The organism is Alcaligenes endophyticus (assembly GCF_026344035.1).
Classification (GTDB): domain Bacteria; phylum Pseudomonadota; class Gammaproteobacteria; order Burkholderiales; family Burkholderiaceae_B; genus Alcaligenes; species Alcaligenes endophyticus.
On the sequence record NZ_JAPKND010000007.1, the window covers coordinates 166,388 to 189,531 of the forward strand.

Sequence of the window (23,144 nt, forward strand, 5' to 3'; positions counted from 1 at the left end):
AGATTGTAGGATCGGTAAAACAAAGCTCGTAGTGACAGTCCTATTTAGCGCTGCGTAGGCGGGGGCTGTCTACGGTGCTTTCAGGCGTGTTAGCGGCCAATCTACGAGCACCGTTATAGCGCTTTTTCCAGTAGTTGGTGTGCATGCTTTCTACGCGTACCACAGAACCTGTGCGGGGAGAGTGAACAAACTTTCCTTCGCCTAGGTAAATACCTACGTGGGAGAAACGACGGCCAAGGGTGTTGAAAAAGACTAAGTCGCCTTTTTGTAACTCGGTTTGTTTGATGGATTCGCCGGCTTTGGCTAAATCAGCAGAGGTACGGGGCAGCTTAAGGCCTAGAGACTTTTCGGCAGCGTAGGAAACTAAGCCGCTACAATCAAAGCCTGTAGTAGGGGTGGTGCCACCCATGCGGTACTTTACGCCTAGAAAGGAGAGGGCAGTATTGGCAAAGCCCATCGCCTCAAGGTTATCGTTAGGAGTAGAAAAGTTTTGCTTTTGTCCGCGTCGTGATTGCCCTTGGAAAATGGCAATGTCGCTGGTGTGACGTTTTGCTAATAACGCTGCTAAGGGGTCAGATTCGATGGAGAAATCATATTGGGAGTCGAAGTTGGCATCGAGCTCAGCGAAGTCGCTGTCAATGAGCATCGAGGTTTGTTGACTACCTGTACTGGCGCAACCCGTTAGTATTACTGCCGCAGTGAGTAACCCTAAGGAGAGTTTGCGTTGAAAAAACTGTTGAAATAGGGCATAACCCAGGAACTGATGTGGCGGCATTTTTCCAGACTTTTTAAGAGTTTGGGGCTTATGTCAACCCAACCATGATGCCAATTGATACTGCAGTAACAGTGTTTTATAGGTATCAAGGCTGAAATACTAGGCTATAGCCTATGTATAAGCAGACGCGAATAGTTCAAAAGTGTACCGGATGAGCCACGCAAGGTAAAGACTTGTTTACCGATAACTTGATATATATTAGTCCAATAATGATAGCGGTTTATTTCGGGCTTTAATAAACATGTTTGAGCTCCATTTTTAGCTCGTAGACCGTTTGATGGGTTAGCGCTGTAGCGCAAAGGAAGTGGATGTTATGTCGTACATGGGTGAGCGCTTGCAGGACAGTCTTAATCATGGTGTCCGTTTGCGCGAGTTATGGGCGTGGGCGATGTATGACTTCGCCAACTCAGGCTATACCACCGTCATACTTACCAGTGTGTATAGCGCTTACTTTGTGGGCGTTATCGCCGCCGGCGAGGATTGGGCCACCCTAGCCTGGACAGCGTGTTTATCGCTCTCTTACTTTTTTATTATGCTCACCATGCCAGCGATAGGGGCGTGGGCTGATGCCAGAGCACATAAACGTCGAGTTCTGTTTATTAGTACAGTAGTATGCGTGGTGGCCACCGCTTTGTTGTTTTTTGTCGTTCCGGGGGGCGTGGTGGGCGCCTTGCTGTGCATACTGTTCTCTAATTATGCCTATTGTGTGGGGGAGTCGTTAGTCGCGGCGTTTTTGCCTGAACTGGCCCGTCCTGATGCACTAGGTCGAGTATCTGGTTGGGGGTGGGGGTTTGGGTATTTTGGCGGCATGCTGACCTTAGGTTTGTCTTTATATCTGCTGCTTAGCACCAGTGCATTAGGCTGGACGGCCGAGCAATATGTGCCTTGGATTACCGTTTTAACTGCTGTGTTGTTTTCGATAGCAGCTTTGCCTGCATTTTTGTTATTGCGCGAGCGCAGTCAACCTAACCATCAGCTTACCCAAGGTGTCTTAACGCGATTGCGCGTTTCGTGGCGTGATGTTCAGCATAACTTCCCTGATTTTCGTATTTTGCTGTTGTGCGGGGCGAGTTATCAGGCTGGCATAGCGGTGGTGATTACTTTATCTGCCGTCTATGCCACCGAGGCCATGGGCTTCACGATGGCACAGACCATGATGCTAATTTTCACGGTGAATATCGCTGCTGCAGTGGGAGCAATAGGATTTGGCCACATACAAGATGTTATTGGCCATAAGCGTGCCTTAGCGGTGACCTTAGTTGGCTGGTTATTGATGATTGCGATTGCGGTGAGCTCGCAAACCATCACGGCTTTTTGGCTAGCCGCTGGTGTTGCGGGCCTATGCATAGGAAGCAGCCAAAGTGCCGGACGTGCCATGGTGGGAGTACTCGCGCCGTCTCATCGTTTGGCAGAGTTCTATGCGCTGTGGTCCTTTGCCGTGCAGTTGGCGGCAATTTGCGGGCCGTTGTCATATGGTTTGGTGGTGTGGGTCACTGCAGGGAATCACCGCCTTGCGTTGTTGTGTACCGCATTTTTTTTCCTTTCAGGTTTAGTACTGCTGCGAGGTATGGATTTTGCCCGCGGAGCCCAAGCAAAACAAGCAGATAGCGTCCAGCATGAGTGAGTAGGTCTTGCTTACGTGGCTTTGTCAGCATTCAGTAAGTTTTTGCTTGTAGAGTGTAAAAAAAATGGTGGGAAAACAAGCTTGTTTTGCTATCGCAAATTACATTCAAAATAGGAGTCAAACCCATGAGCACAGCGTCCTCAATCGAGTCCGTGTTGACAGAGCACCGTGTCTTTCCTGTCCCCGAGGACTTCCAGGCTCAGGCCTCTATTGCGGGCCTAGCGCAGTATCAAGCTTTAGTAAACGAGGCAGATACCGATTACACCGCCTATTGGGCTAAATTGGCTCGCGAGAAGCTGCAATGGACGACAGGTTTTACGCAAACCTTAGATGACACGAAAGCACCTTTTTATAAATGGTTTGCTGACGGAGAATTGAATGTTTCTGAAAACTGTCTTGATAAACACTTGGGTACGCCCACTGAGCATAAGACAGCATTAATATTTGAAGCCGATGATGGCGTGGTCACCAAATTAAGTTTTCGCCAGCTCTATCATCAGGTGTGTCAGTTTGCTAATGGTCTGACCGCGCTAGGTTACAAGGTGGGCGACCGTGCGCTGATTTACATGCCTATGTCTGTTCAAGCTGTGGTAGCCATGCAGGCATGTGCGCGTTTGGGTGTGACGCATAGTGTCGTATTTGGCGGCTTTTCTTCTAAAAGCCTTCATGAACGTGCGGTAGACGTAGGGGCCAGCTTGATTATTACCGCCGATGAGCAGCGTCGTGGTGGGCGATCCATAGCGTTGAAGCCTGCAGTGGACGAAGCCATAGCATTGGGGGGGTGCGATGCGGTGAGGCACGTTATTGTGTATGCCCGCACCGGCGCTGAGCAAGCATGGCATGATGGTCGTGATATCTGGTGGGACGCTGTGGTTGACGGACAGGCAATGGAGTGTGCTCCTGTTGCCGTTAACGCTGAGCATCCGCTTTTTGTACTGTATACCTCTGGCTCAACGGGTAAACCTAAAGGCGTGCAGCATTCCTCTGCGGGTTATTTATTAGGTGCTTTGTTAAGTGTGCAGTGGACGTTCGACGCGAAGGATGATGACGTGTTTTGGTGTACCGCCGATATAGGTTGGATCACTGGACACACGTTTATTACTTATGGTCCTTTAGCCGCTGGATTGACACAAGTTGTATTCGAGGGCGTCCCTACTTATCCGAATGCCGGTCGCTTTTGGGAGATGATACAGCGCCATCAAGTCAGTATTTTTTATACCGCTCCAACTGCTATTCGTTCGTTAACTAAGGCGGCAGAAAACACGCCAGAATGCCACCCTCGCCACTACAATTTAAGCAGCTTACGCCTGTTAGGTTCAGTGGGTGAGCCCATTAACCCCGAGGCTTGGATGTGGTATTACGAAAATGTAGGCTTGGAACGCTGCCCTATTGTTGATACCTGGTGGCAAACAGAAACCGGTGGTCATGTCATTACTCCTCTACCAGGAGTAACACCGTTGAAGCCAGGGTCATGCGGTTTTGCGTTTCCCGGCATGGATGTGGCGATTGTAGATGAAGCGGGCGAAGAGGTAGAGCGCGGTAAAGGTGGGTTTTTAGTGATTCGTAAGCCTTGGCCCAATATGATTCGAAACATCTGGGGTGACCCGGAGCGCTTCGTGAAAAGCTATTTTCCTGCCGAGCTGAACGGCTACTACTTGGCTGGTGATGGAGCTCAGCGTGATCAGGACGGCTATTTTTGGGTTATGGGACGCATTGATGATGTATTAAACGTCTCGGGGCATCGCATGGGCACAATGGAGGTTGAGTCGGCTTTGGTCGCTCATGAGCTGGTCACTGAAGCGGCGGTAGTTGGACGTCCTGACGCCACTACTGGTGAGGCTGTGGTGGCCTTTGTGGTGCTTAGCGGTGATGTTCCCGCCGGAGACGAGGCAAAGCGAATCGCAACCGAGTTGCGTAATTGGGTAGCCAAAGAAATCGGCCCTATCGCTAAACCCAAAGAAATTCGTTTTGGTGAAAATTTACCTAAAACTCGCTCCGGTAAAATCATGCGGCGTTTATTACGCTTTGTGGCCAATGGCGAAGCGATTACTCAGGATGTCTCCACCCTAGAAAATCCTGCGATTCTTGAGCAGTTGTCCGACGCCTATTAATTTTTTCATGTCGTTAATTGTCACCCCATTATCACTGGTAATGGGGTGTTTCGTTTTCTACTCTAGGAGTTTTGGCGTAGGATAGCACCTCGGTGATATAGGCTGATCATTTTTCCAGGGGAATAGATTGCAAACTGAGGTGGATAGGGGGGCAGCAGGACTAATTGGCCTAGTGATCGTGCTATGGAGCCTTAGTTGGGTGGTGATGAAACAGATGGTCAGTTACATCGGGCCTATCGATATGGTTTTCATCCGCTATGTATTTGCTTTTCTATTTTTGGCTGTAGTACAGCGATTAAAAGGGGGGCGCTTACATCCCACGCCTTGGCTGTTGACGCTAGGGGTTGCTGTTTTTCAAAGCGTGGGTTTTCAAATTCTTGTCCAATTTGCCTTAATGTACGGGGGCGCTGGTCACATGTCTGCATTGGCTTATACCATGCCATTTTGGATATTGTTGTTCTCGTGGGCGATGCTGAAAGAAAAGCCCGAGCTAAGGCATTGGTTGGGCATGGCGTCTGCCATGGTGGGTTTGCTTTTGACCTTATCTCCCTGGCAGGGCATGGGGGGAATGCTAGGTTCTATGCTGGCGGTGCTGGGAGGAATTTTCTGGGCGTTTGGGGCAACCTGTTCGCGTATGCTTTTTCAGCGACATAAAGTGGATCTATTAAATGCCACCGTTTGGCAGTGCTTTTTAGGCATGGTGATGACTTTGCCGCTTAGTCTGATGATCCCACAGCAAAGTACGATATTAACAATTGAGTCGCTTTTGGGACTGCTTTATTTAGGGGCTTTTGCGACCGGTGCGGGGTGGCTGTTATGGATGGAAGTATTACGACGAGTAAGGGCGAGTGTTGCTGCGGTATCTAGTTTGGGGGTGCCTGCACTAACTTTGGTGTTTGCCTGGTTGTTTTTGGGCGAGGTCCCTAGTTGGGCCGAAACGGCAGGGATTAGCTGCATTATTTTTGGGCTGATAATTGTAAACTGGCCCATGCTAAGAGCCAGTAGATAAGTAACAGCCCAATTGTTGACTTAGACGTTAACAATTGGGCTGCCTAGCCTGTGGCTTAAGGTTAAGGCCTTACATGCCGTTATAAACAGGGCCTTCGCCGCCCTGTGGGGGAACCCAGACGATATTTTGAGTGGGGTCTTTAATATCACAGGTTTTACAGTGCACGCAGTTTTGCGCGTTAATTTGCAGTTGGTCTTCGCCGGTTTCTGTTTTTATAAACTCATACACGCCAGCGGGACAGTAACGGCTTTCCGGCCCTCCGTACTTGGCGAGATTCACCTTCACCGGTACCGAAGCGTCTTTTAGAGTTAGGTGAATGGGTTCATCTTCTTCATGATTGGTGTTTGAGATAAACACTGAGCTTAGGCGATCGAAAGTGATTTTCCCATCAGGCTTCGGGTAGTCGATCCGGGCGCATTCAGCCGCGGGCTGTAGACAGGCGTGATCGGGCTTATTGTTACGTAAAGACCACGGCATTTTGCCTGATAACAAGGTTTGTTCGACAAAGGTCATGACCGTAGCGATGCTGCGTCCTTTTTTGAACCACTGCTTAAAATTACGCGCTTTATTCAGTTCCTCGTGCAGCCAAGATTGATGAAAGCTACTTTCGTAGCTGATGATTTCATCATGTTGGCGTTCTTGCTTTAAGGCCGCAAAGATTGCATCGGCTGCTAAAGAGCCTGATTTAATCGCAGCATGGCTGCCTTTAATGCGGGTTGCATTCAGAAAGCCGGCCTCACAGCCAACTAATACGCCGCCCGGAAAGCTGAGCTTGGGCAGTGCCATCAGCCCGCCCGCTGTTAAGGATCTAGCTCCATAGGCAATGCGCTTACCCCCTTCTAGAGTAGGGCGTATAGCAGGGTGTGTTTTGTAACGTTGAAACTCTTCAAATGGGGATAGCCAAGGGTTGGCGTAATCTAAACCGACGACCATGCCTATAGCTACGATGTTATTGTCGAGGTGGTAAAGAAAAGAGCCACCATACGTATCGGAGTCTAGTGGCCATCCAGCCGTGTGTACGACCAGTCCAGGGCGGGACTGAGAGGGGTCCACCTCCCACATTTCTTTGATGCCTATGCCATAACTTTGCGCGTTACGATTGGCATCGAGCTTATAGCGCTCGATGAGCTGCCGGCCTAAATGGCCGCGCGAGCCTTCTGCAAAAACGGTATAACGAGCCAATAGCTGCATTCCGGGTTGATACTGCGGGGTATGGCTGCCATCGCGGGCTACTCCCATGTCCCCCGTTTGTATTCCGATTACCGCCCCTTCGTTGTTATAGAGTATCTGGGATGCGGCAAAGCCGGGGAATATATCGACTTCTAGTGCTTCAGCTTGTTCGCCCAGCCATTGTACGACCTCACCGAGGCGCACAATATAATTGCCATGGTTCTTGAAGCAGGCAGGGAGAAGGGCGTTGGGGGTGAGGCGCGCTGATGTTTCGCTGAGAAACATGAATTTATCCTCAGACACCTCGACGGTAAGTGGAGCCCCTTTTTCTTTCCAGTCAGGAATGAGCTCGCTCAGAGCGCTGGGATCCATGACTGCACCGGATAGGATGTGCGCGCCTAGCTCAGCGCCTTTCTCCAAGACGCAAACACTAAGTTCCTGTTGCTGTTCTTGGGCAAGCTGTTTTAGCCGTATAGCAGTAGCTAAGCCTGCTGGTCCGCCGCCAACGATGACGACATCATATTCCATTGATTCGTGCTCAGACATAATAAACCCAGTCTCCTCTAAGGAAGTAATGATTGCTTCTATTTTAGTTGTGCAACTGCACATAATGGCAATTATTGTAGTGTAGCGCGTAAAAAAGTGGGGTTTTGTACTGTGCTTGATGTCGCATAGAGATGGGTTGTTGCTTCTAGTATGCGGTAGACTTAAGTAAAGACTGCATAAAAGGAGGTGTAATGGACAAGATAGGACAAGCAAATGAGCCGGGGCTACGGTTCGCGCATGTACAAGAGGTGCGCTGGGGAGACTTAGACGCCCTAAATCATGTTAATAATAGTGTTTATTTTCGGTACATTGAAGAAGCCCGAGTGCAGTTAATGCAGCATATGGGACTTACCCTACCTTCTGATTATGGTGCTGTTTTGGCCCATACAGCGTTAGACTTCTTACGTCCATTATTGTACCCAGCAAGCATACGAGTCATTATAGAATTGGTGCGTATAGGCCGCAGTAGCCTAGAGTTAAATGTATATGTGCAGGATGCAGCCGATGAAACCATCGTGTATGCCCGCGGGAAAAATGTTCTCGTCGCGACGGATCGGCATGGCGTATCGCGCCCTTGGATGTCCCGTGAAATTGAAGCGTTGCAAGCTACGCTGACATAGTGGTGCAAAGCAGCATAAACTTCACGTAGAATGAGGCTATTGGCTGGTAACCATTGGCATACATGCTTTCTGTTTTGGTTACCTTGTTAGCTATATTGTTTGATGAAAATTATTTATGGAGAGCAAATGAACAAGGTCTATCCTAGTGCAGCGGAGGCGCTGGCGGGCGTCGTCTCTGATGGGCAAACCATTGCTGTCGGCGGTTTTGGTTTGTGTGGTATCCCCGAGGCATTAATTGCCGCTTTACGTGACAGTGGAGTCAAAGATCTTACTTGCATCAGCAATAACGCTGGGGTAGATGGTTTTGGCTTGGGTCAACTTTTAGAAACACGCCAAATTCGGAAAATGATTGCTTCTTATGTAGGCGAGAATAAAGAATTTGAGCGTCAGTATTTAGCTGGTGAGCTCGAGTTGGAGTTTACTCCGCAAGGCACATTAGCTGAAAAACTACGTGCTGGTGGGGCCGGCATACCCGCTTTCTTTACGGCAACCGGTGTGGGTACCATTGTGGCCGATGGTAAAGATATACGTGAATTCGATGGTAAAAAGTATGTGCTTGAGCGCTCCTTGGTGGCGGATGTCTCCTTGGTGAAAGCCTACAAAGCAGATCGCAGTGGCAACTTGGTGTTCCATAAAACAGCTCGTAACTTTAATCCTAACGTCGCTATGGCTGGGCAGTTAACCATTGTCGAGGTAGAGGAGATTGTGGAAACCGGCGAATTAGATCCCGATCACATTCATTTGCCTGGAATTTTTGTCCATCGCTTGGTGCTGAACAGTAATCCTGAAAAGCGTATCGAACAGCGCACTGTACGTAGTATCTGAGGAGTAAAGAACAATGGCTTGGTCTAGAGATCAAATGGCAGCTCGTGCTGCAAAAGAATTACAAGATGGCTTTTACGTTAACTTAGGTATTGGTATGCCTACCCTGGTGGCCAATCACGTTCCTGCTGGTATTGAGGTGTGGTTGCAGTCAGAAAATGGTTTGTTAGGTATTGGTCCTTTCCCTACCGAAGAAGAGGTAGATCCTGACCTGATTAACGCGGGTAAGCAAACGGTAACGACGTTGCCTGGCTCTTCATTTTTTTCGTCAGCAGACTCGTTCGCTATGATTCGTGGTGGCAAAATCAACCTTGCCATCTTGGGCGCTATGCAGGTGTCTGAAAAAGGTGATCTAGCGAATTGGATGATCCCCGGTAAAATGGTGAAAGGCATGGGTGGTGCGATGGACCTGGTGGCAGGTGTTGGCCGGGTCGTAGTGCTTATGGATCATGTGGCGCGCAAGAAAGATGGTACGGAAGATATGAAAATTCTGCCTGACTGCACTTTGCCGCTAACGGGTGTTAATGTGGTGGATTTGATCATTACTGATTTGGGTGTCATGGAAGTGACTGAATCAGGTTTAAAGTTGATTGAACTTGCGCCAGATGTAACCGTAGAAGAAATTCAAGCGAAAACCGCAGCGAAATTAGATGTGAGTGCCGTCGCTTAATTACAGGCATGATTTGAGTAAGAAAAAGCTTCAGCTAGGCTGAAGCTTTTTCGTTTTTTGCTGGAATGTTAATAAGGACTTCGGAGTGAGTGCTACTTTAATTGAACGACGTATTGCCGCCTTGCGAGAGCAAATGCAGTTTCAGTCTATTGCTGCCAGTGTTTGGTTAAGCGCTGACCCTCATTTATCCGAATATTTACCCGAGCGCTGGCAGTTACGAGCTTGGCTAAGCGGGTTTACAGGCTCAGCGGGTAGCCTCATCGTGACGCTGGACGCAGCAGCTGTGTGGACGGATAGCCGGTATTGGGAGCAGGCGCAAGCACAGTTGAGCGGTACGGGTATTGTCCTGATGTGTGCTGGTAAACAGGGGGTGCCTGAGCCAGCGGATTGGCTGCGCCGTCAACTCCCTGTAGGCGGCCGGGTTGCATTGGATGGTCGTATGGTGGCGATGCAAGCTTGGGAGCAGTGGCAAGAGGGCGAGCCTGAACTGGAGTGGGTAGTAGACAGTGATTTGATTAGCCCTATATGGGCGGATCGGCCAGCAGACCCCCAGCAAGCAGTGTATGAGCACGTGGCGCCTTATGCTTGTCGTACACGTGCCGAAAATTTGCAGTCCCTACGTGAGCAGATGCAGCGACATACGGCCGATTGGCATCTGGTCAGCGCTTTGGATGACATCGCTTTTTTGCTTAATTTGCGCGGTAGTGATGTGAGCTACAACCCAGTATTCTTATCTTTTTTACTGGTGTCACAGCAACACGCCTATTTGTTTATTGATTTGGATAAGGTGTCGTCGCAGATTAAAGCCCGTTTACTGGCTGATGGTATAGAGTTGTACGCTTACACGGATCTTTCCGCTTTCCTTCAGGCATTGCCTGCTGGGCTGAGTATGTTGCTAGATCCTGCGCGAACTACTGTGCATGTGGCTAGGCAACTACAGCATTTGAAATTGGTCGAGCAACTAAACCCCAGTCAATTGATGAAAGCTTGTAAAACACCGGCCGAGTTGCAGCAAGTGCGGGCAGTGATGGAGCAGGATGGGGCTGCTTTGTGCGAGTTTTTCGCTTGGTTGGACAACCATTTGGGCCAGGGAGAGATAAGCGAGCTTACCGTGGATGAGTATTTGACCGCAGCTCGCGCTCGTAGGCCTGGTTTTGTTTCACCTAGTTTCGGAACCATTGCCGCTTACCAAGCGAATGGGGCTATGCCTCATTACCAAGCCACCGTAGACGCTCACTCAAGGCTGGAAGGCAATGGTTTATTGCTGATTGATTCTGGGGGGCAGTACTTAGGCGGTACGACAGACATCACCCGTATGATTGCCGTCGGGCACTTGTCTGAGCAGGAGAAAAGCGATTGTACCGTGGTGTTGCAGGGGATGATTGCCATGTCATTAGCGACCTTTCCTAGTGGAGTCTCGGGCGCCCACCTAGATGTGTTGGCACGCCAGCCGTTATGGCGTCTAGGCTTGGATTATGGTCATGGCACAGGCCACGGTGTAGGTTATTTTATGAATGTGCACGAGGGGCCGCAGTCTTTGTCGTGGCGCGCGCGTGTTACCCCTAATGCCGTTTTGAGAGTCGGCATGATCACCTCTAACGAGCCGGGTTTGTATCGGCCAGGTAAGTGGGGAATTCGTATTGAGAATCTCTTGGCCTGCGTACCGGGTCCGCAAACCGAGTTTGGAGAGTTTTTGCAATTCGAAACGCTCACATTGTGTCCGATCGACACGCGTTGTATTGATGCATCATTATTAGCGCTGCACGAGCGTGAGTGGTTAAATCAGTATCATGCACAGGTACGACAGCGCTTGCAGCCTTTGCTGGACGGTAAGGCGCTAGATTGGCTGATAGAGCGCACTGCACCGATTTAAGTAGTACTGTTGGATGCAGCTAGCTCAGTTTTTATTCGTATTTTCTGGGCGGGAGGCCCCCACTTGGGGAGTGCTTCCCGCTATAATCCAAGTTTCCTGCTATAGCTTGGCTAACCGTCAGGCGCGATTGAAATAATGACCACCAAATATGTATTTGTCACGGGAGGAGTGGTCTCCTCTCTGGGTAAGGGTATTGCTGCTGCTTCGTTGGCTGCTATCCTTGAGTCGCGCGGATTGCGCGTTACCATGCTTAAACTGGACCCGTATATTAACGTTGATCCAGGTACCATGAGTCCCTTCCAGCATGGAGAGGTGTTCGTCACCGAAGACGGTGCCGAAACGGATTTGGACTTAGGTCACTACGAGCGATTTATCTCTGCGCGTATGCGCAAAGTAAATAATTTCACGACAGGCCAAATTTACGAGTCCGTGCTTCGTAAAGAGCGTCGTGGAGACTACTTGGGTAAGACCGTACAGGTTATTCCCCACATCACGAATGAAATTCAAGATTTCATCATGCGTGGTGCGAAGGCTGCTTACGACGGTGCCGCGGATGTCGCCATTGTCGAAATCGGTGGTACGGTGGGCGATATTGAGTCTTTGCCGTTCTTAGAAGCGGTGCGCCAAATGAGCTTGCGCTTAGGGCGTAACAATACTGCCTTTGTACATCTAACATTAGTGCCGTTTATTGCTTCGGCTGGTGAGTTAAAAACTAAACCTACGCAGCACTCGGTGCAGAAACTGCGTGAAATCGGTATTCATCCCAATGCTTTACTGTGTCGTGCTGATCGAGAAATCCCAGACGACGAACGTTCGAAAATATCCTTGTTCTCGAACGTTCCTTTGGATGCCGTAATTTCTGTGTGGGATGCGGATTCCATTTATAAAATTCCTGCCATGTTGCATCAACAAGGCCTGGATAATCTTGTCTGTGACGCTTTGGCATTGTCGCCACCACCCGCTGACCTCAGCATGTGGGAGCGTTTGGTTAAAGCGCAAGAAAATCCACGTCATGAAGTGCGTATTGGTATGGTCGGCAAGTATGTTGATTTAACTGAGTCTTATAAGTCGCTCAGCGAAGCGTTAGTACATGCAGGCATGCACACCGAAACCCGTATTCACATTGAGTATTTGGATTCGGAAGTGATTGAGAAAGAGGGCGTCGCTTGCTTGGAAGGTTTGGATGCTATTTTGGTTCCAGGCGGCTTTGGTAAGCGAGGTACGGAAGGGAAAATACGTGCTATCCAGTATGCGCGCGAGAACGGTATTCCTTACTTGGGCATTTGCCTAGGTATGCAGTTGGCGGTGGTGGAGTTTGCCCGTAATGTGGCACGTTTAGTGGGTGCCAATAGTACAGAGTTTGATCCTTCTGCCGTTCATCCTGTTGTGGCCTTGATTACTGAGTGGGCTGATCGCGAAGGCAAAATAGAGCATCGAGATAATGAGTCCGACTTAGGTGGCACGATGCGTAAAGGGGCGCAGCGTTGCCCCGTGAAACCAGGTACCCGCGCAGCTGAAATATATGGCCCCGAGGTTAACGAACGTCATCGTCACCGTTTCGAGGTGAACAATTTGTATGTGCCTCGTCTAGAAGAAGTGGGCTTGGTCATTAGTGCACGGACGCCGACTGAAAATTTACCAGAAATGATGGAGCTTCCTGGGCACCCATGGTTTATTGGGGTCCAGTTTCATCCTGAGTTTACGTCGACTCCGCGTGATGGGCATCCTTTGTTCATCAGTTATGTGAAAGCCGCTTTAGAGCAACAAAAGCGCAAAGCCTGATAGGATGGCTCTTAGCTGCTGTCGTGGCTAAGAGTCTGCTAGATTTGGCAGTATAAGGGTCACATCAGTACTGCTGTTTGTACTCCTTTGCTAGTGACCCTGTTCTTCTTGAGGTGCAATAATGGATTTGTGTGGCTATGAAGTAGGCTTGGACAAGCCATTTTTTCTAATTGCTGGTCCGTGTGTGATTGAGTCACGGCAAATGGCGTTTGAGACCGCAGGCCGCTTAAAAGAAATCACCGATGCATTAGGTATCCCTTTTATATATAAAAGCTCCTTCGATAAGGCCAATCGCAGTTCGGGGCAGTCTTATCGTGGCCCGGGTGTTTACGAGGGCTTACAAATCTTGGCCGATGTGCGAGCACATTTCAAGGTGCCTGTGTTGACAGATGTGCATGACAAGGATCAGGTAGATGATGTTGCGGCGATTGTCGATGTGCTTCAGACACCCGCTTTTCTGTGCCGGCAAACAGATTTTATCCAAGCCTGTGCTGCTACGCTCAAACCCGTGAATATCAAAAAAGGGCAGTTCTTGGCCCCCCACGATATGCTTCAAGTCGTTGCCAAAGCACGTGCAGCAGCACTTGATGCAGGAGGTGATGGGTCAACTATCATGGTGTGCGAGCGGGGGGCTTCGTTTGGCTATAACAACTTAGTTTCAGATATGCGCTCCTTAGCCATTATGCGTGCTACGGAATGTCCGGTCGTGTTTGACGCTACGCATTCAGTACAGTTGCCGGGCGGGCAGGGTAGTTCTTCTGGTGGTCAAAGTGAGTTCGTTCCTGTCTTGGCTCGTGCCGCTGTGGCGGCTGGTGTAGCAGGGATATTTATGGAAACTCACCCCGATCCGGCTAAAGCTCTATCCGATGGACCTAACGCAGTTCCCTTGGCACACATGCCCCAGTTGTTAGCCACTTTGCAACAAATTGATCAGTGCGTAAAACAAAGCGGTGCTTTTGCACTAGGCTTTTAATGGTGGGGCAGATAAATACTGCCTGCTACACTGCCTAGCTGCTTGTTCTATCTGGTATAACAGCTAATGACATTTGCCACGGCTTATTCAGGAGCTCGACATGCACCCAGTAGATACCCAGCAGATAGAAACCTTATTGTCGTTCTGGCGTGAGAATAGCGGTTATTGGTTTGTAAAAAGTGCTAGCTTTGATCAGCAGTTCGCTGAGCAGTTTGTCGACCAACATTGGATGGCAGCACGACGCGAACTCGAGCATTGGCTCGATTCAGATCAGGGCGCCTTAGCTTTATTGTTGCTACTCGATCAGTATCCGCGTAATTGCTTTCGTCACACGGGCCATATGTATGCTACGGATAGCTTGGCGCGCCACTATGCTGCTGTACTGACTGATCGCTTGGGTGATATGCAGTTACCCCCAGAGTTACGGGTGTTTTGTTATTTGCCTTTTACCCACAGTGAAGATATCGAGGATCAACATAAGGCCGTGGCGTTAAACGAGCGTGGTCAAACCGGTGAGGGGTTGAAATTTGCTCTCCATCATCGAGATATAGTGCAGCAATACGGTCGCTTTCCACATCGTAATCATCTGTTAGGACGAGTTTCTACCGAGCCTGAGAAGCAGTTTTTGGCAGCAGGTGGTTTTACAGGTTAAGTATTTTTCTGCTGTTCTTGTCAAAAAAAAGTGCTTTCGGTAGAATCGTTGATAAGACAATTATTGTTTTATCAACTAAATGAATGCACCCAGCAATCCAGACGATTCACATATCCATCACGGGCGAGTGCTGTCCGTAAGTCATTCTATTCTCGCCATGCTAGGCCTATGCTTTGTGGTGATGTTAGTGGCGATTGATCAGACAGTGGTTGGAACCGCCATGCCCACCATCGTCGCTGAGTTAAATGGGTTTGAGCTCTACGCATGGGTGGCTTCAGCCTATTTTCTGACCTCTATTATCACCGTTCCCATATTTGGCCGTCTGGGTGATTTTTATGGGCGTCGGTATTTCGTTATCATTTCCATTGTCCTATTTACCGTATCCTCGGTTGCCTGCGGACTGGCGCAAAGTATGTTGCAGCTAGTGTTTGCACGGGCTTTGCAGGGTGTGGCAGGAGGTATGCTGGTGGGGACGGCCTTTGCATGCATACCTGACTTATTCCCCAGCACGCAAGTGCGTTTGCGTTGGCAGGTGATGTTGAGTTCGGCCTTTGGTATCGCGAACGCGATTGGCCCTTCGCTGGGGGGTGTGTTAACTGAGCAATATGGGTGGCGCTCAATTTTCTATGTCAATGTACCGATAGGTTTATTAAGTTTGTATTTTGTCTGGCGATATTTACCCTTGATACGTCATCACCAAGCAGAGCGAATTCGTCTTGATTGGCAGGGGGCGTTACTGTTGGTGTTAGGTCTAGCCTGTGTGCAGTTGCTAGTGGAGCTTGTCCCAGTTCACGGTGCGAATATTTGGATGTTGTTATTGGGGTTAGTAGGGGGGGTAGCATTTGCACTGTTAATGTGGTGGGAGCAGCGCTGTGTGGAGCCTTTATTGCCTCCTGCTATGTTTCGCAATCCAGCTCAGGTGGCTCTTTTTATCATGGCGACGGGGCTGGGCTTTGTTATGTTTTCTATACTGTTTTATGCCCCGTTAGCGCTTCAAGGAGGGTTGCAAATGCGTCCTCAAGAGGCCGGTCTACTTGTGACACCTATGGTGGTTTCCATTACTGTAGGTAGTATTTTGAACAGCCGTATCGTGACTCGCTTATCTCGCCCAAGCCGCATGTTAATGGTAGGTTTGCTGCTGTTGTTACTGACCTGTGCTGGTTTGGTACTTTTAGACAGCCATACTCCTACTTGGCTGTTTGTATGTTACACGGCCGTCGGAGGGGTAGGGATAGGTTTCATCATGCCTAACCTCACGATATTTTCACAGGAAATTGCTCAGCGCTCCATGGTGGGTATTGCGACGGCGACCTTACAGTCAGCTCGTATGGTGGGAGGGATGTTAGGAGCAACGATCGTAGGCACGTTAATTACCTATCATTATGGAAATTTGGTAGTAGCTTTGCACACATCGGTTGATGCCTCTGCCAGTACAATGTTGACAGATCCCCAGTTGCTGATGAGCCCCGAGCGCCAAGCGCTATTTTTAGAGCATGTTCCAACGATAGGCCAGACCGTATTAAGCAGTGCTAGGGAAGCACTATTGCAAGCTGTCAATTTCGGCATGGGCTTAGTATTGCTAGTGATCTTATGTGGTTTCTTTATGTTGCGAAAAGTCGCTACGATACAGTTTTTGAAAAGGCGGTAGTTAAGCTATATGGATGAGTTTCCGCAATTACAGATAGTGCAGCAGTTGGGTCAGACTTACCGGAATATGATGTCCGCCTTTGACCAGGGTTTAGGTATTCCTTTACCGCGCTGGCGGATTTTATACAGTCTTTATCAGCAAGGTAGTTTGTCTCAAAAACAATTGGTTCAGACCTTACGCATGGATCCGGCGGCGCTCACTCGCCAATTGAAGCAAATTGAAGCGCTTGGCTTGGTGCGCCGGGCTGCCGATGAGTCGGATAATCGAGTGATGAATGTCACCCTAACGGAAGCCGGGCACGCGGCAGTGGTAGAGATACTGCCGCGTAGACGACTATTTATGGAGCAAATGCTGGCCGATTTGTCGCACGCAGACATGCTGCAGTTAAGTCGATTGTTAAACAGCTGGAACGAATGCATCCAACGACACGAGTTTTAGTAGGCAGATACTTTATATATCGACTGATTAAACTCGTTGAGTTTATAGTTTAGATTGATAATAAAACCGCAGATAGCGCGATCGAAGGTTTGAGTCGTGCTAAAAGCAGAGTGTTTTGTGCTTAGCCATAGGCGCACAGTGCTTAGCACAGGTACAATCGTGTCTTGGGTCTGAGTGTAGCCGTGGATGCACGGCCAGATCACTGGATTTTTACTATTCATAGCCATTCGCTATTTCAGCAGGACTGTCAACATCATGAGTGCAATCGTAGATATTATTGGCCGCGAGATACTGGACTCCCGCGGTAATCCGACCGTAGAGTGCGATGTATTGCTTGAATCCGGAGCTATGGGCCGAGCTTCCGTTCCGTCTGGCGCCTCCACAGGAGCGCGCGAAGCACTGGAGTTACGTGATGGCGACAAAGCCCGTTATTTAGGTAAAGGCGTTTTACGTGCGGTTGAGCATGTGAACACGGAGATCTCCGAAGCGCTAATAGGTTTAGATGCTCAAGAGCAAACGTTTATCGACCGCACTTTAATCGACTTGGATGGTACGGAAGACAAAAGCCGTTTGGGCGCTAATGCTATGTTGGCGGTAAGTATGGCGGTGGCTCGTGCTGCTGCTGATGATTCCGGCTTGTCTTTGTATCGCTATTTTGGTGGTAGTGGTCCTTTGCAGATGCCTGTTCCTATGATGAACGTCATCAATGGTGGTGCACACGCCAATAACACGCTAGATCTGCAAGAGTTCATGATTCTGCCTATCGGAGCCACGAGCTTTCGTGAGGCTTTGCGAATGGGTGCGGAGGTGTTCCATGCCTTGCGTACTATTATTCATAATCAAGGTATGTCGACGGCCGTAGGCGATGAGGGTGGTTTTGCTCCTAACGTTGCCAACCACGAGGCAGCCATTGAGCTCATCCTGCAGGCGATTAGCGACGCTGGTTACGAAGCGGGCACTCAAATTGCCTTGGGCCTGGATTGCGCTGCTTCGGAGTTTTATCGTGATGGCAAATATCACCTAGCTGGCGAGGGGGGCGTTTCCTTGAGCTCGCACGATTTTGCTAATTTATTGGCCAATTGGTGCGATAAATACCCGATTATCTCCATCGAAGATGGTATGGCTGAAGATGATTGGGAAGGCTGGGCGGTGTTAAGTCAGCTATTAGGTGACAAAATTCAATTAGTCGGTGATGATTTATTCGTGACCAATACAAAAATCTTGAAAAAGGGCATTGACTTAGGAATCGCTAACTCGATCTTGATCAAGATTAATCAAATTGGTACCTTGACTGAAACATTTGCCGCGATCGAAATGGCAAAACGTGCTGGATATACCGCAGTGATTTCTCATCGCTCTGGTGAAACCGAAGACTCCACCATCGCTGATATCGCGGTAGCAACTAACGCCATGCAAATCAAAACAGGCTCCTTGTCCCGTTCTGATCGCACTGCGAAATACAATCAGCTACTGCGCATCGAGGAAGAGTTAGCCGATGTGGCTTCTTATCCTGGACGTGAAGCGTTTTATAATCTGCGCTAATCAGCTTTAATAGGGGCCGTGCTAGTCACGGCCTTACGTCTATGCGCTTATTAGCTCTTTTTTTATTTGCTCTCATTCTTGCTACTCAATACGCCCTTTGGTGGGGTAAGGGTGGTTGGTTGAATTTGCGTGAACAGCAGGCAGTGCTTGAAACAGAACAAGAAAATAATGAAGCACTGATCGCACGCAACAATGCTTTAAATGCAGAAGTCCAAGATTTGCGCTTGGGGATAGATGCTGTTGAGGAGCGTGCTCGCAGTGAGCTTGGCTTATTACGAGACGCTGAGATTTTTATTCAGATAGCCCCCCCTAAGTAATCATTTGGTTATTCACACAGGGCATCGCCTGCACTTGTTTGATCGTGCTGAGGGTTCGGGTTGACGGGTTGCCACGGGGTGATGACATTTTTGTCGACAGGAGGCTGCTGCGGTGATGTGGCGGGTGGTGCGCCACTGGACGGTTTGGGTAAGCTAGACTCTATCGGTGGAGTACTGTCGCTGTCGCGGGTGTGGATGACCTGCTTAACGGTTCTGACGGTATCGTAAAAGATCACTGTTTGGTCGGTTAAGTTTTTCCATAGCATAGGGTGTGATTGCATAGGCAAGCGCATCTCGCTACGCAGTACAAAACGGCTGTTGAGGTGGGCCGGATGACCTGAGCTTGGTGGAAGTAGTGTTTCAGCTAGGCGTAACAACGGGTGCCACGGGCGATAGGCGTAATACAACTCCAGCTCTAGTATGTTGGCCGCTCTACGGGCGGGTGCTTGTTCAGTCTCAAGAAACTGATAGTCGTTGTCAATAACGGCCAGTGCGCCGTTGGACAAAGCAAGTGTACTACTAGACAACAAGGCAAAATCAGAAGGACGGGGGGAAAGTATACGAATTTGCCACGCCGCTTGCTGTATTTGGGTGCGGGATAAAGCCCGCTCAAAATGTTGCTTAATGGCTAAGGGGGAATTGTGGTGCACTATTCCTGCACGGCCTGCTTGTAGCAGTGCTGCATGAAGTCGATGCTGAAAATTATGCAGATATACGCCCTCAAGCCCCAAAGCGGCTAACGCGATCAGGGCAGGAGCAGCAATGGCAAACTCAAGCGCTGCTTGGCCTTGTTGAGCAGATAAGATTTTTGTAGGCATGCCACGCAGTATGTACTGTCTGTGTCAGCATGCCTATTGTGGGCATTACTGGCGTAATAGCTTAGTGCAAAGTGTTTGAGGAGGGAAGGTGCTCTGGCTCGATAAATAGGGCTGCGCAGTCTATAGCATCAAACTCGTAAGGCTTACCGCAAAAATTACAGGCCACATGAACCAAATCTTGCGTTGTTAAGATATCTTCGATTTCGGCTGAGCCTAACATCTTTAACATGTCAGCCACACGCTCACGGCTGCAGGGGCAATGCCAATTGACTTCTTGAGGCTCATAGCTGGTAAGATTTTCTTGCCAAAAAAGCCTATGTATGAGTTGTTCTGCTTCTAATTCTAGTAGTTCATCATGAGTGATAGTAGAAGCTAAACTAAGACCGCGCTCCCATGTTTCCAGTGTATCGCTTAATTGTTGATTACCGCCTTGCCCCGGTAGGCGTTGTAATAGCAGGCCAGCACATCGATTGGCGTCTGCGCTGAGCCATAGACGAGTGTCTAGTTGCTCAGAGTTACGCATATAGGCCTCAAGTATTTCGGCTACGGTATCACCCTCAAGTGGAACAATGCCTTGATAAGGAGCAAAGTCGCCATTCTTCTGGTCAGGCATCAGTATTACGACACAACGCCCGTTTCCACTGGCATTAAGCAAACTTTGCAGGTTTCCATCAGCGGGGATCTCTTGCCCTTCGCGCAAGGAAATTGTGGCACGTACTTGCATCTCACTATTGCATTCAACCACCAACAAAGCGATGGGTCCGTCTCCTTGTATCTGTAAAATAAAAGAGCCATCAAACTTTAGATTACCAGCCAGTAAGGTTGCTGCCGCTAATAGCTCCCCGAGCAGGTTTTGTATACATTCCGGGTAGGCTTGGTGTTGTAAACCTGCTTGCCACGTTTGGTCCAGCTTCACGTGTTGTACTCGTGTGCTTTGATCGGCGAAGAGATATTTGTTCAGTTGATCTGACATGATAGTAATAATGAATACAAAATTAGTTAGTTAGCGCGCTGCTATATTTTTTGCTGGGGAAACACTGATTAGGCGTGTTCCTAGTAGGCGATCGTGCAAGAACTGCTGATCCTTATCGAACCAAGACCAAACAAAAATTAAGCACGGGGCAAAAATGCCCAGTAAGTCCGTAGAGGCGTAGCCTGTGTAGCTAGACAAATAATAGACGGCTAACAGGCCTAGTAACGGTATGGGCCAAATTAATAAAAAACGGAATGCAGCTAAGGCAATGCTTGGTTTGTTACCGCTGGCATCGACTAAGCGTATATGCCAGGTTTTCATGGCTAAGGTCTGTCCTTTACGTGACCAGCACAGTAAAAAATATAAACCTAAAGCGAGGAAAAGAACCAGTTGGCGGCTATGGCGCAATATGATGCCGCTGCGGCTTTGCGTGAGCGTATCAAAGAGATAGCTAGCGATGAAAATAATGCCGAATAGCAGTATGGATTCATACATCATGCAGGCAAAGCGTCGCCAGCGGCTGGGCGTAATAGGGGTGGGGGTCATAACAAAAGACAATTTCAATACAAACAGTATTATCTCGCATATTTGCGCTAAGGGTGTGTTTCCCCTTGGTGTGTGCTGATCTTTATCCCACCTTAGTAAGTGCTCGGTGGCGTAAAGTCAATGCGTTGTTTAAGTTGAGAGTGATGGCCATCCGTCAAAACACTCAATTGATCGGTAGGACAGCGGAATTGGCGATTGTTTGTATCAAACAGATGAGGGGGGCTTTGTATGAAGTAGGACATCAAAGGCCCTGTGGCGCGGAGAAAGATGATAAGCGCGAACAATGGCAAGATCTAGGATAGATAGAGCCGGTAGACGGGGTGAAGTAAGTGGCAGTTAATGTGTGCTGCTATTTTGTCTATGTTTGAATAACAAACCCCCTTGAAATAAGGGGGTGTTTATTCGCCGCACATTGTGTAGGAGCTTTTTGTGAGGTAAAGGCAAACTCAGGCTTTGTTGGTTTTCCCAAACAAACGCAAGAACAGATTTTTGAGTGCCAAAAACGGACGCAATTGATTTTGCTCTAGCAGTGCTTGTTGTAGTAGTTTACGCTCGAGGTCGTCGGTTAGACTTAAATCGTTGTGGAATTTCATGTTGTCCTCTTGTGGAGCACGTTATTTAAGGGTATACCCGAATTATAGGGTATACCCTTATTTCGTTCAAGAGTACAGTAAAGGAAGAGACTAGATTGTCGTCTTTACCCTACTAGCTGCGGTATTCCGCTGCGACCATTTCAAAGTTGAATAGGCGGCAGTCTAGTGCACCGTTGTATAAAGGGTAGCGACGCTTGGCTTTTAGACGCATTTGGCTGGGTAAGTCTAGGTCGCTAGATATTACATTCACGTTCCAGCCGCTGAAGTTTTGCTTTAAGTTGGCCGACCAGTCGCGCCAGAAGTTATCGTTATTTAACTCCATGCGCTCACCATAAGGCGGGTTGGTAACGATCCAGCCTTGCTCGGCAGGTGCCTTAATGGTTAAGGCATCGCCCACTTCAAAGCGTATGGTGTCAGCGGTAAGGTGAGCGCGCTCTAAGTTGGCCCGAGCAGCCTCTAGTACCTCGGGGTTGAGGTCATAGCCAATAAGTGGAGTGTCTAAGCGTGGGGCAATGGCGGCACGCGCTTGAGCTTTTATGTCACGCCACAGTCTGGCATCGTGCACGCGTAGGCGCTCAAAGTGAAATGGACGCCAGATACCGGGAGGCGCACCTAAAGCGATCCAAGCGGCCTCAATTAATAAGGTACCACTGCCACAAAAGGGATCAAGTAAGGTGGAGTTAGGATCCCAGTCGGAAAGCATCAACATGCCGGCAGCGAGATTTTCACGTAGGGGGGCCTCGCCTTTATTATGGCGCCAACCACGTTTAAACAGCGACTCGCCACTGGTATCCAAGTATAGAGTTGCCGAGTCTTCATTCAGAAACAGATGCACACGAGCATCTGGACGCACCGTATCAATAGAGGGGCGCGCTCCTTCTTTTTCGCGCAGACGATCGCAAATACCATCTTTGGCACGTAGATTACAGTACTGTAAGCTTTGCATAGGACTACGTACTGCTGATGTGTCGACACGCAGACTATCTTCCGGACCGAACCAGCGCTCCCACGGGGTGAGGCGTGCCAGCGTCAAAATATCATCTTCGTTAAAGACTTTAGCTTGGGATAACTGCACCAAAATACGCGTCGCCAATCTGGAGTATAGATTGGCCCGCATCACACCAATCCAGTCGCTTACAAAGTGACACCCAGCTCTAGATTGTTGAACTTGTTCGTAGCCTAAGGCTCGTAACTCGGTGGCTAAGGCTTCTTCTAGGCCTTGTGGGCAGGGCGCAAAAATTTGATATTGCTCTGCCTGAGTGGCACGCACCGAGACGCGCTCGGTTTCCTGTATCGACGTATTAGGTAAGCGTTGACCGGCTCGTGGTGCTTGAGGGCTGTCCACATGAGTTATATGGGACGGAGTCACTGGAAACTCGTCGGTTTGGGGGGCGGACTTAAAAATCCCCGAAGGTGCAGCTTTTGTGTTGTCACCACGGTCTTGGACGTCGCGTCGTGGCGCTTGGCCATCACGTCGTTCGAATCGAGGTCTGTCATTGCTAGGCCGTTGGCTACGGTCATAGCCGCCTTCGCGTTTTTCAAAGCGTGGTTTGTCACCACGGTCTTGGACGTCGCGTCGTGGCGCTTGGCCATCACGTCGTTCGAATCGAGGTCTGTCATTGCTAGGCCGTTGGCTACGATC

General features: G+C 49.2%; 21 protein-coding genes. 14 read left to right on the plus strand and 7 right to left on the minus strand.

Going from position 1 to position 23,144, the window contains the following annotated elements:
* Positions 1-40: 40 nt before the first annotated feature.
* Positions 41-775 (minus strand): C40 family peptidase, encoded by a 735-nt coding sequence (locus OSH01_RS13045; protein WP_323177995.1) that lies wholly within the window; start codon positions 773-775, stop codon positions 41-43.
* A 322-nt stretch (positions 776-1,097) separates the two neighbouring features.
* Between OSH01_RS13045 and OSH01_RS13050 the strand changes: the two genes are divergently transcribed.
* The 3 genes from OSH01_RS13050 (at position 1,098) to OSH01_RS13060 (ending at position 5,519) form a co-directional block, all read left to right on the plus strand.
* Positions 1,098-2,399 carry an MFS transporter gene (locus OSH01_RS13050; RefSeq protein WP_266124578.1) on the plus strand — a complete coding sequence of 434 codons (1,302 nt, stop codon included), beginning with the start codon at positions 1,098-1,100 and terminating at the stop codon, positions 2,397-2,399.
* A gap of 125 nt (positions 2,400-2,524) precedes the next feature.
* The gene (acs, locus tag OSH01_RS13055) at positions 2,525-4,510 is read left to right on the plus strand and encodes an acetate--CoA ligase (RefSeq protein ID WP_266124553.1); all 1,986 of its coding nucleotides are present in this window, start codon (positions 2,525-2,527) and stop codon (positions 4,508-4,510) included.
* Positions 4,511-4,637: 127 nt separating this feature from the next.
* Positions 4,638-5,519: a DMT family transporter gene (locus OSH01_RS13060; protein WP_266124554.1), complete on the plus strand. Its 882-nt coding sequence runs from the start codon at positions 4,638-4,640 to the stop codon at positions 5,517-5,519.
* Positions 5,520-5,588: 69 nt separating this feature from the next.
* On the opposite strand, the gene OSH01_RS13065 is transcribed toward OSH01_RS13060, so the two are convergent.
* Positions 5,589-7,235, minus strand: a complete 1,647-nt coding sequence (locus OSH01_RS13065; RefSeq protein WP_266124555.1) for an electron transfer flavoprotein-ubiquinone oxidoreductase — start codon at positions 7,233-7,235, stop codon at positions 5,589-5,591.
* 191 nt (positions 7,236-7,426) lie between these two features.
* Here OSH01_RS13065 and OSH01_RS13070 point away from each other — a divergent pair, with 191 nt between their 5' ends.
* The 11 genes from OSH01_RS13070 to ftsB all read left to right on the plus strand — a co-directional run bounded on the left by OSH01_RS13070 (position 7,427) and on the right by ftsB (position 18,572).
* Complete coding sequence (locus OSH01_RS13070; RefSeq protein WP_266124556.1) at positions 7,427-7,855, plus strand: acyl-CoA thioesterase; 429 nt, start codon at positions 7,427-7,429, stop codon at positions 7,853-7,855.
* Between the two features lie 126 nt (positions 7,856-7,981).
* Positions 7,982-8,680, plus strand: coding sequence for a CoA transferase subunit A (locus OSH01_RS13075; protein ID WP_266124557.1), 699 nt, complete (start codon positions 7,982-7,984; stop codon positions 8,678-8,680).
* Positions 8,681-8,693: 13 nt separating this feature from the next.
* Positions 8,694-9,347, plus strand: coding sequence for a 3-oxoacid CoA-transferase subunit B (locus OSH01_RS13080; protein ID WP_266124558.1), 654 nt, complete (start codon positions 8,694-8,696; stop codon positions 9,345-9,347).
* A gap of 85 nt (positions 9,348-9,432) precedes the next feature.
* Complete coding sequence (locus OSH01_RS13085) at positions 9,433-11,220, plus strand: aminopeptidase P family protein (protein WP_266124559.1); 1,788 nt, start codon at positions 9,433-9,435, stop codon at positions 11,218-11,220.
* Positions 11,221-11,355: 135 nt separating this feature from the next.
* The gene (locus OSH01_RS13090) at positions 11,356-13,002 is read left to right on the plus strand and encodes a CTP synthase (RefSeq protein ID WP_266124560.1); all 1,647 of its coding nucleotides are present in this window, start codon (positions 11,356-11,358) and stop codon (positions 13,000-13,002) included.
* 118 nt (positions 13,003-13,120) lie between these two features.
* On the plus strand, positions 13,121-13,975 hold the full coding sequence (gene kdsA / locus OSH01_RS13095) for a 3-deoxy-8-phosphooctulonate synthase (RefSeq protein ID WP_376918108.1): 855 nt from the start codon (positions 13,121-13,123) through the stop codon (positions 13,973-13,975).
* Positions 13,976-14,075: 100 nt separating this feature from the next.
* Complete coding sequence (locus OSH01_RS13100; protein ID WP_266124562.1) at positions 14,076-14,627, plus strand: DUF924 family protein; 552 nt, start codon at positions 14,076-14,078, stop codon at positions 14,625-14,627.
* A gap of 79 nt (positions 14,628-14,706) precedes the next feature.
* Positions 14,707-16,275 carry an MFS transporter gene (locus tag OSH01_RS13105; protein ID WP_266124563.1) on the plus strand — a complete coding sequence of 523 codons (1,569 nt, stop codon included), beginning with the start codon at positions 14,707-14,709 and terminating at the stop codon, positions 16,273-16,275.
* A 9-nt stretch (positions 16,276-16,284) separates the two neighbouring features.
* The gene (locus OSH01_RS13110; protein WP_266124564.1) at positions 16,285-16,713 is read left to right on the plus strand and encodes a MarR family winged helix-turn-helix transcriptional regulator; all 429 of its coding nucleotides are present in this window, start codon (positions 16,285-16,287) and stop codon (positions 16,711-16,713) included.
* 255 nt (positions 16,714-16,968) lie between these two features.
* Complete coding sequence (gene eno, locus OSH01_RS13115; protein ID WP_266124565.1) at positions 16,969-18,255, plus strand: phosphopyruvate hydratase; 1,287 nt, start codon at positions 16,969-16,971, stop codon at positions 18,253-18,255.
* Between the two features lie 41 nt (positions 18,256-18,296).
* Positions 18,297-18,572: a cell division protein FtsB gene (gene ftsB / locus OSH01_RS13120; RefSeq protein WP_266124566.1), complete on the plus strand. Its 276-nt coding sequence runs from the start codon at positions 18,297-18,299 to the stop codon at positions 18,570-18,572.
* 8 nt (positions 18,573-18,580) lie between these two features.
* Here ftsB and OSH01_RS13125 read toward each other — a convergent pair whose 3' ends face one another.
* From OSH01_RS13125 to OSH01_RS13145, 5 genes are all read right to left on the minus strand, one after another.
* Positions 18,581-19,390 (minus strand): hypothetical protein, encoded by an 810-nt coding sequence (locus OSH01_RS13125; protein WP_266124567.1) that lies wholly within the window; start codon positions 19,388-19,390, stop codon positions 18,581-18,583.
* 61 nt (positions 19,391-19,451) lie between these two features.
* Positions 19,452-20,363 carry an Hsp33 family molecular chaperone HslO gene (gene hslO / locus OSH01_RS13130; protein ID WP_266124568.1) on the minus strand — a complete coding sequence of 304 codons (912 nt, stop codon included), beginning with the start codon at positions 20,361-20,363 and terminating at the stop codon, positions 19,452-19,454.
* 30 nt (positions 20,364-20,393) lie between these two features.
* The gene (locus OSH01_RS13135; RefSeq protein ID WP_266124569.1) at positions 20,394-20,909 is read right to left on the minus strand and encodes an RDD family protein; all 516 of its coding nucleotides are present in this window, start codon (positions 20,907-20,909) and stop codon (positions 20,394-20,396) included.
* A gap of 446 nt (positions 20,910-21,355) precedes the next feature.
* The gene (locus OSH01_RS13140) at positions 21,356-21,502 is read right to left on the minus strand and encodes a hypothetical protein (protein WP_266124570.1); all 147 of its coding nucleotides are present in this window, start codon (positions 21,500-21,502) and stop codon (positions 21,356-21,358) included.
* 112 nt (positions 21,503-21,614) lie between these two features.
* A partial coding sequence (locus OSH01_RS13145; protein WP_266124571.1) for a THUMP domain-containing class I SAM-dependent RNA methyltransferase occupies positions 21,615-23,144 on the minus strand: 1,530 nt, incomplete at its 5' end.

What these genes read in the sequence shown, in the direction of transcription:
- OSH01_RS13140 (WP_266124570.1), bottom strand. Translation starts at nt 21,502, where the DNA reads ATGAAATTCCACAACGATTTAAGTCTAACCGACGACCTCGAGCGTAAA.
- OSH01_RS13080 (WP_266124558.1), top strand. Translation starts at nt 8,694, where the DNA reads ATGGCTTGGTCTAGAGATCAAATGGCAGCTCGTGCTGCAAAAGAATTA.
- OSH01_RS13075 (WP_266124557.1), top strand. Translation starts at nt 7,982, where the DNA reads ATGAACAAGGTCTATCCTAGTGCAGCGGAGGCGCTGGCGGGCGTCGTC.
- hslO (WP_266124568.1), bottom strand. Translation starts at nt 20,363, where the DNA reads ATGTCAGATCAACTGAACAAATATCTCTTCGCCGATCAAAGCACACGA.
- OSH01_RS13045 (WP_323177995.1), bottom strand. Translation starts at nt 775, where the DNA reads ATGCCGCCACATCAGTTCCTGGGTTATGCCCTATTTCAACAGTTTTTT.
- OSH01_RS13070 (WP_266124556.1), top strand. Translation starts at nt 7,427, where the DNA reads ATGGACAAGATAGGACAAGCAAATGAGCCGGGGCTACGGTTCGCGCAT.
- OSH01_RS13100 (WP_266124562.1), top strand. Translation starts at nt 14,076, where the DNA reads ATGCACCCAGTAGATACCCAGCAGATAGAAACCTTATTGTCGTTCTGG.
- ftsB (WP_266124566.1), top strand. Translation starts at nt 18,297, where the DNA reads ATGCGCTTATTAGCTCTTTTTTTATTTGCTCTCATTCTTGCTACTCAA.
- OSH01_RS13050 (WP_266124578.1), top strand. Translation starts at nt 1,098, where the DNA reads ATGGGTGAGCGCTTGCAGGACAGTCTTAATCATGGTGTCCGTTTGCGC.
- OSH01_RS13090 (WP_266124560.1), top strand. Translation starts at nt 11,356, where the DNA reads ATGACCACCAAATATGTATTTGTCACGGGAGGAGTGGTCTCCTCTCTG.
- OSH01_RS13125 (WP_266124567.1), bottom strand. Translation starts at nt 19,390, where the DNA reads ATGCCTACAAAAATCTTATCTGCTCAACAAGGCCAAGCAGCGCTTGAG.
- OSH01_RS13110 (WP_266124564.1), top strand. Translation starts at nt 16,285, where the DNA reads ATGGATGAGTTTCCGCAATTACAGATAGTGCAGCAGTTGGGTCAGACT.
- OSH01_RS13135 (WP_266124569.1), bottom strand. Translation starts at nt 20,909, where the DNA reads ATGACCCCCACCCCTATTACGCCCAGCCGCTGGCGACGCTTTGCCTGC.
- eno (WP_266124565.1), top strand. Translation starts at nt 16,969, where the DNA reads ATGAGTGCAATCGTAGATATTATTGGCCGCGAGATACTGGACTCCCGC.
- OSH01_RS13065 (WP_266124555.1), bottom strand. Translation starts at nt 7,235, where the DNA reads ATGTCTGAGCACGAATCAATGGAATATGATGTCGTCATCGTTGGCGGC.
- OSH01_RS13105 (WP_266124563.1), top strand. Translation starts at nt 14,707, where the DNA reads ATGAATGCACCCAGCAATCCAGACGATTCACATATCCATCACGGGCGA.
- acs (WP_266124553.1), top strand. Translation starts at nt 2,525, where the DNA reads ATGAGCACAGCGTCCTCAATCGAGTCCGTGTTGACAGAGCACCGTGTC.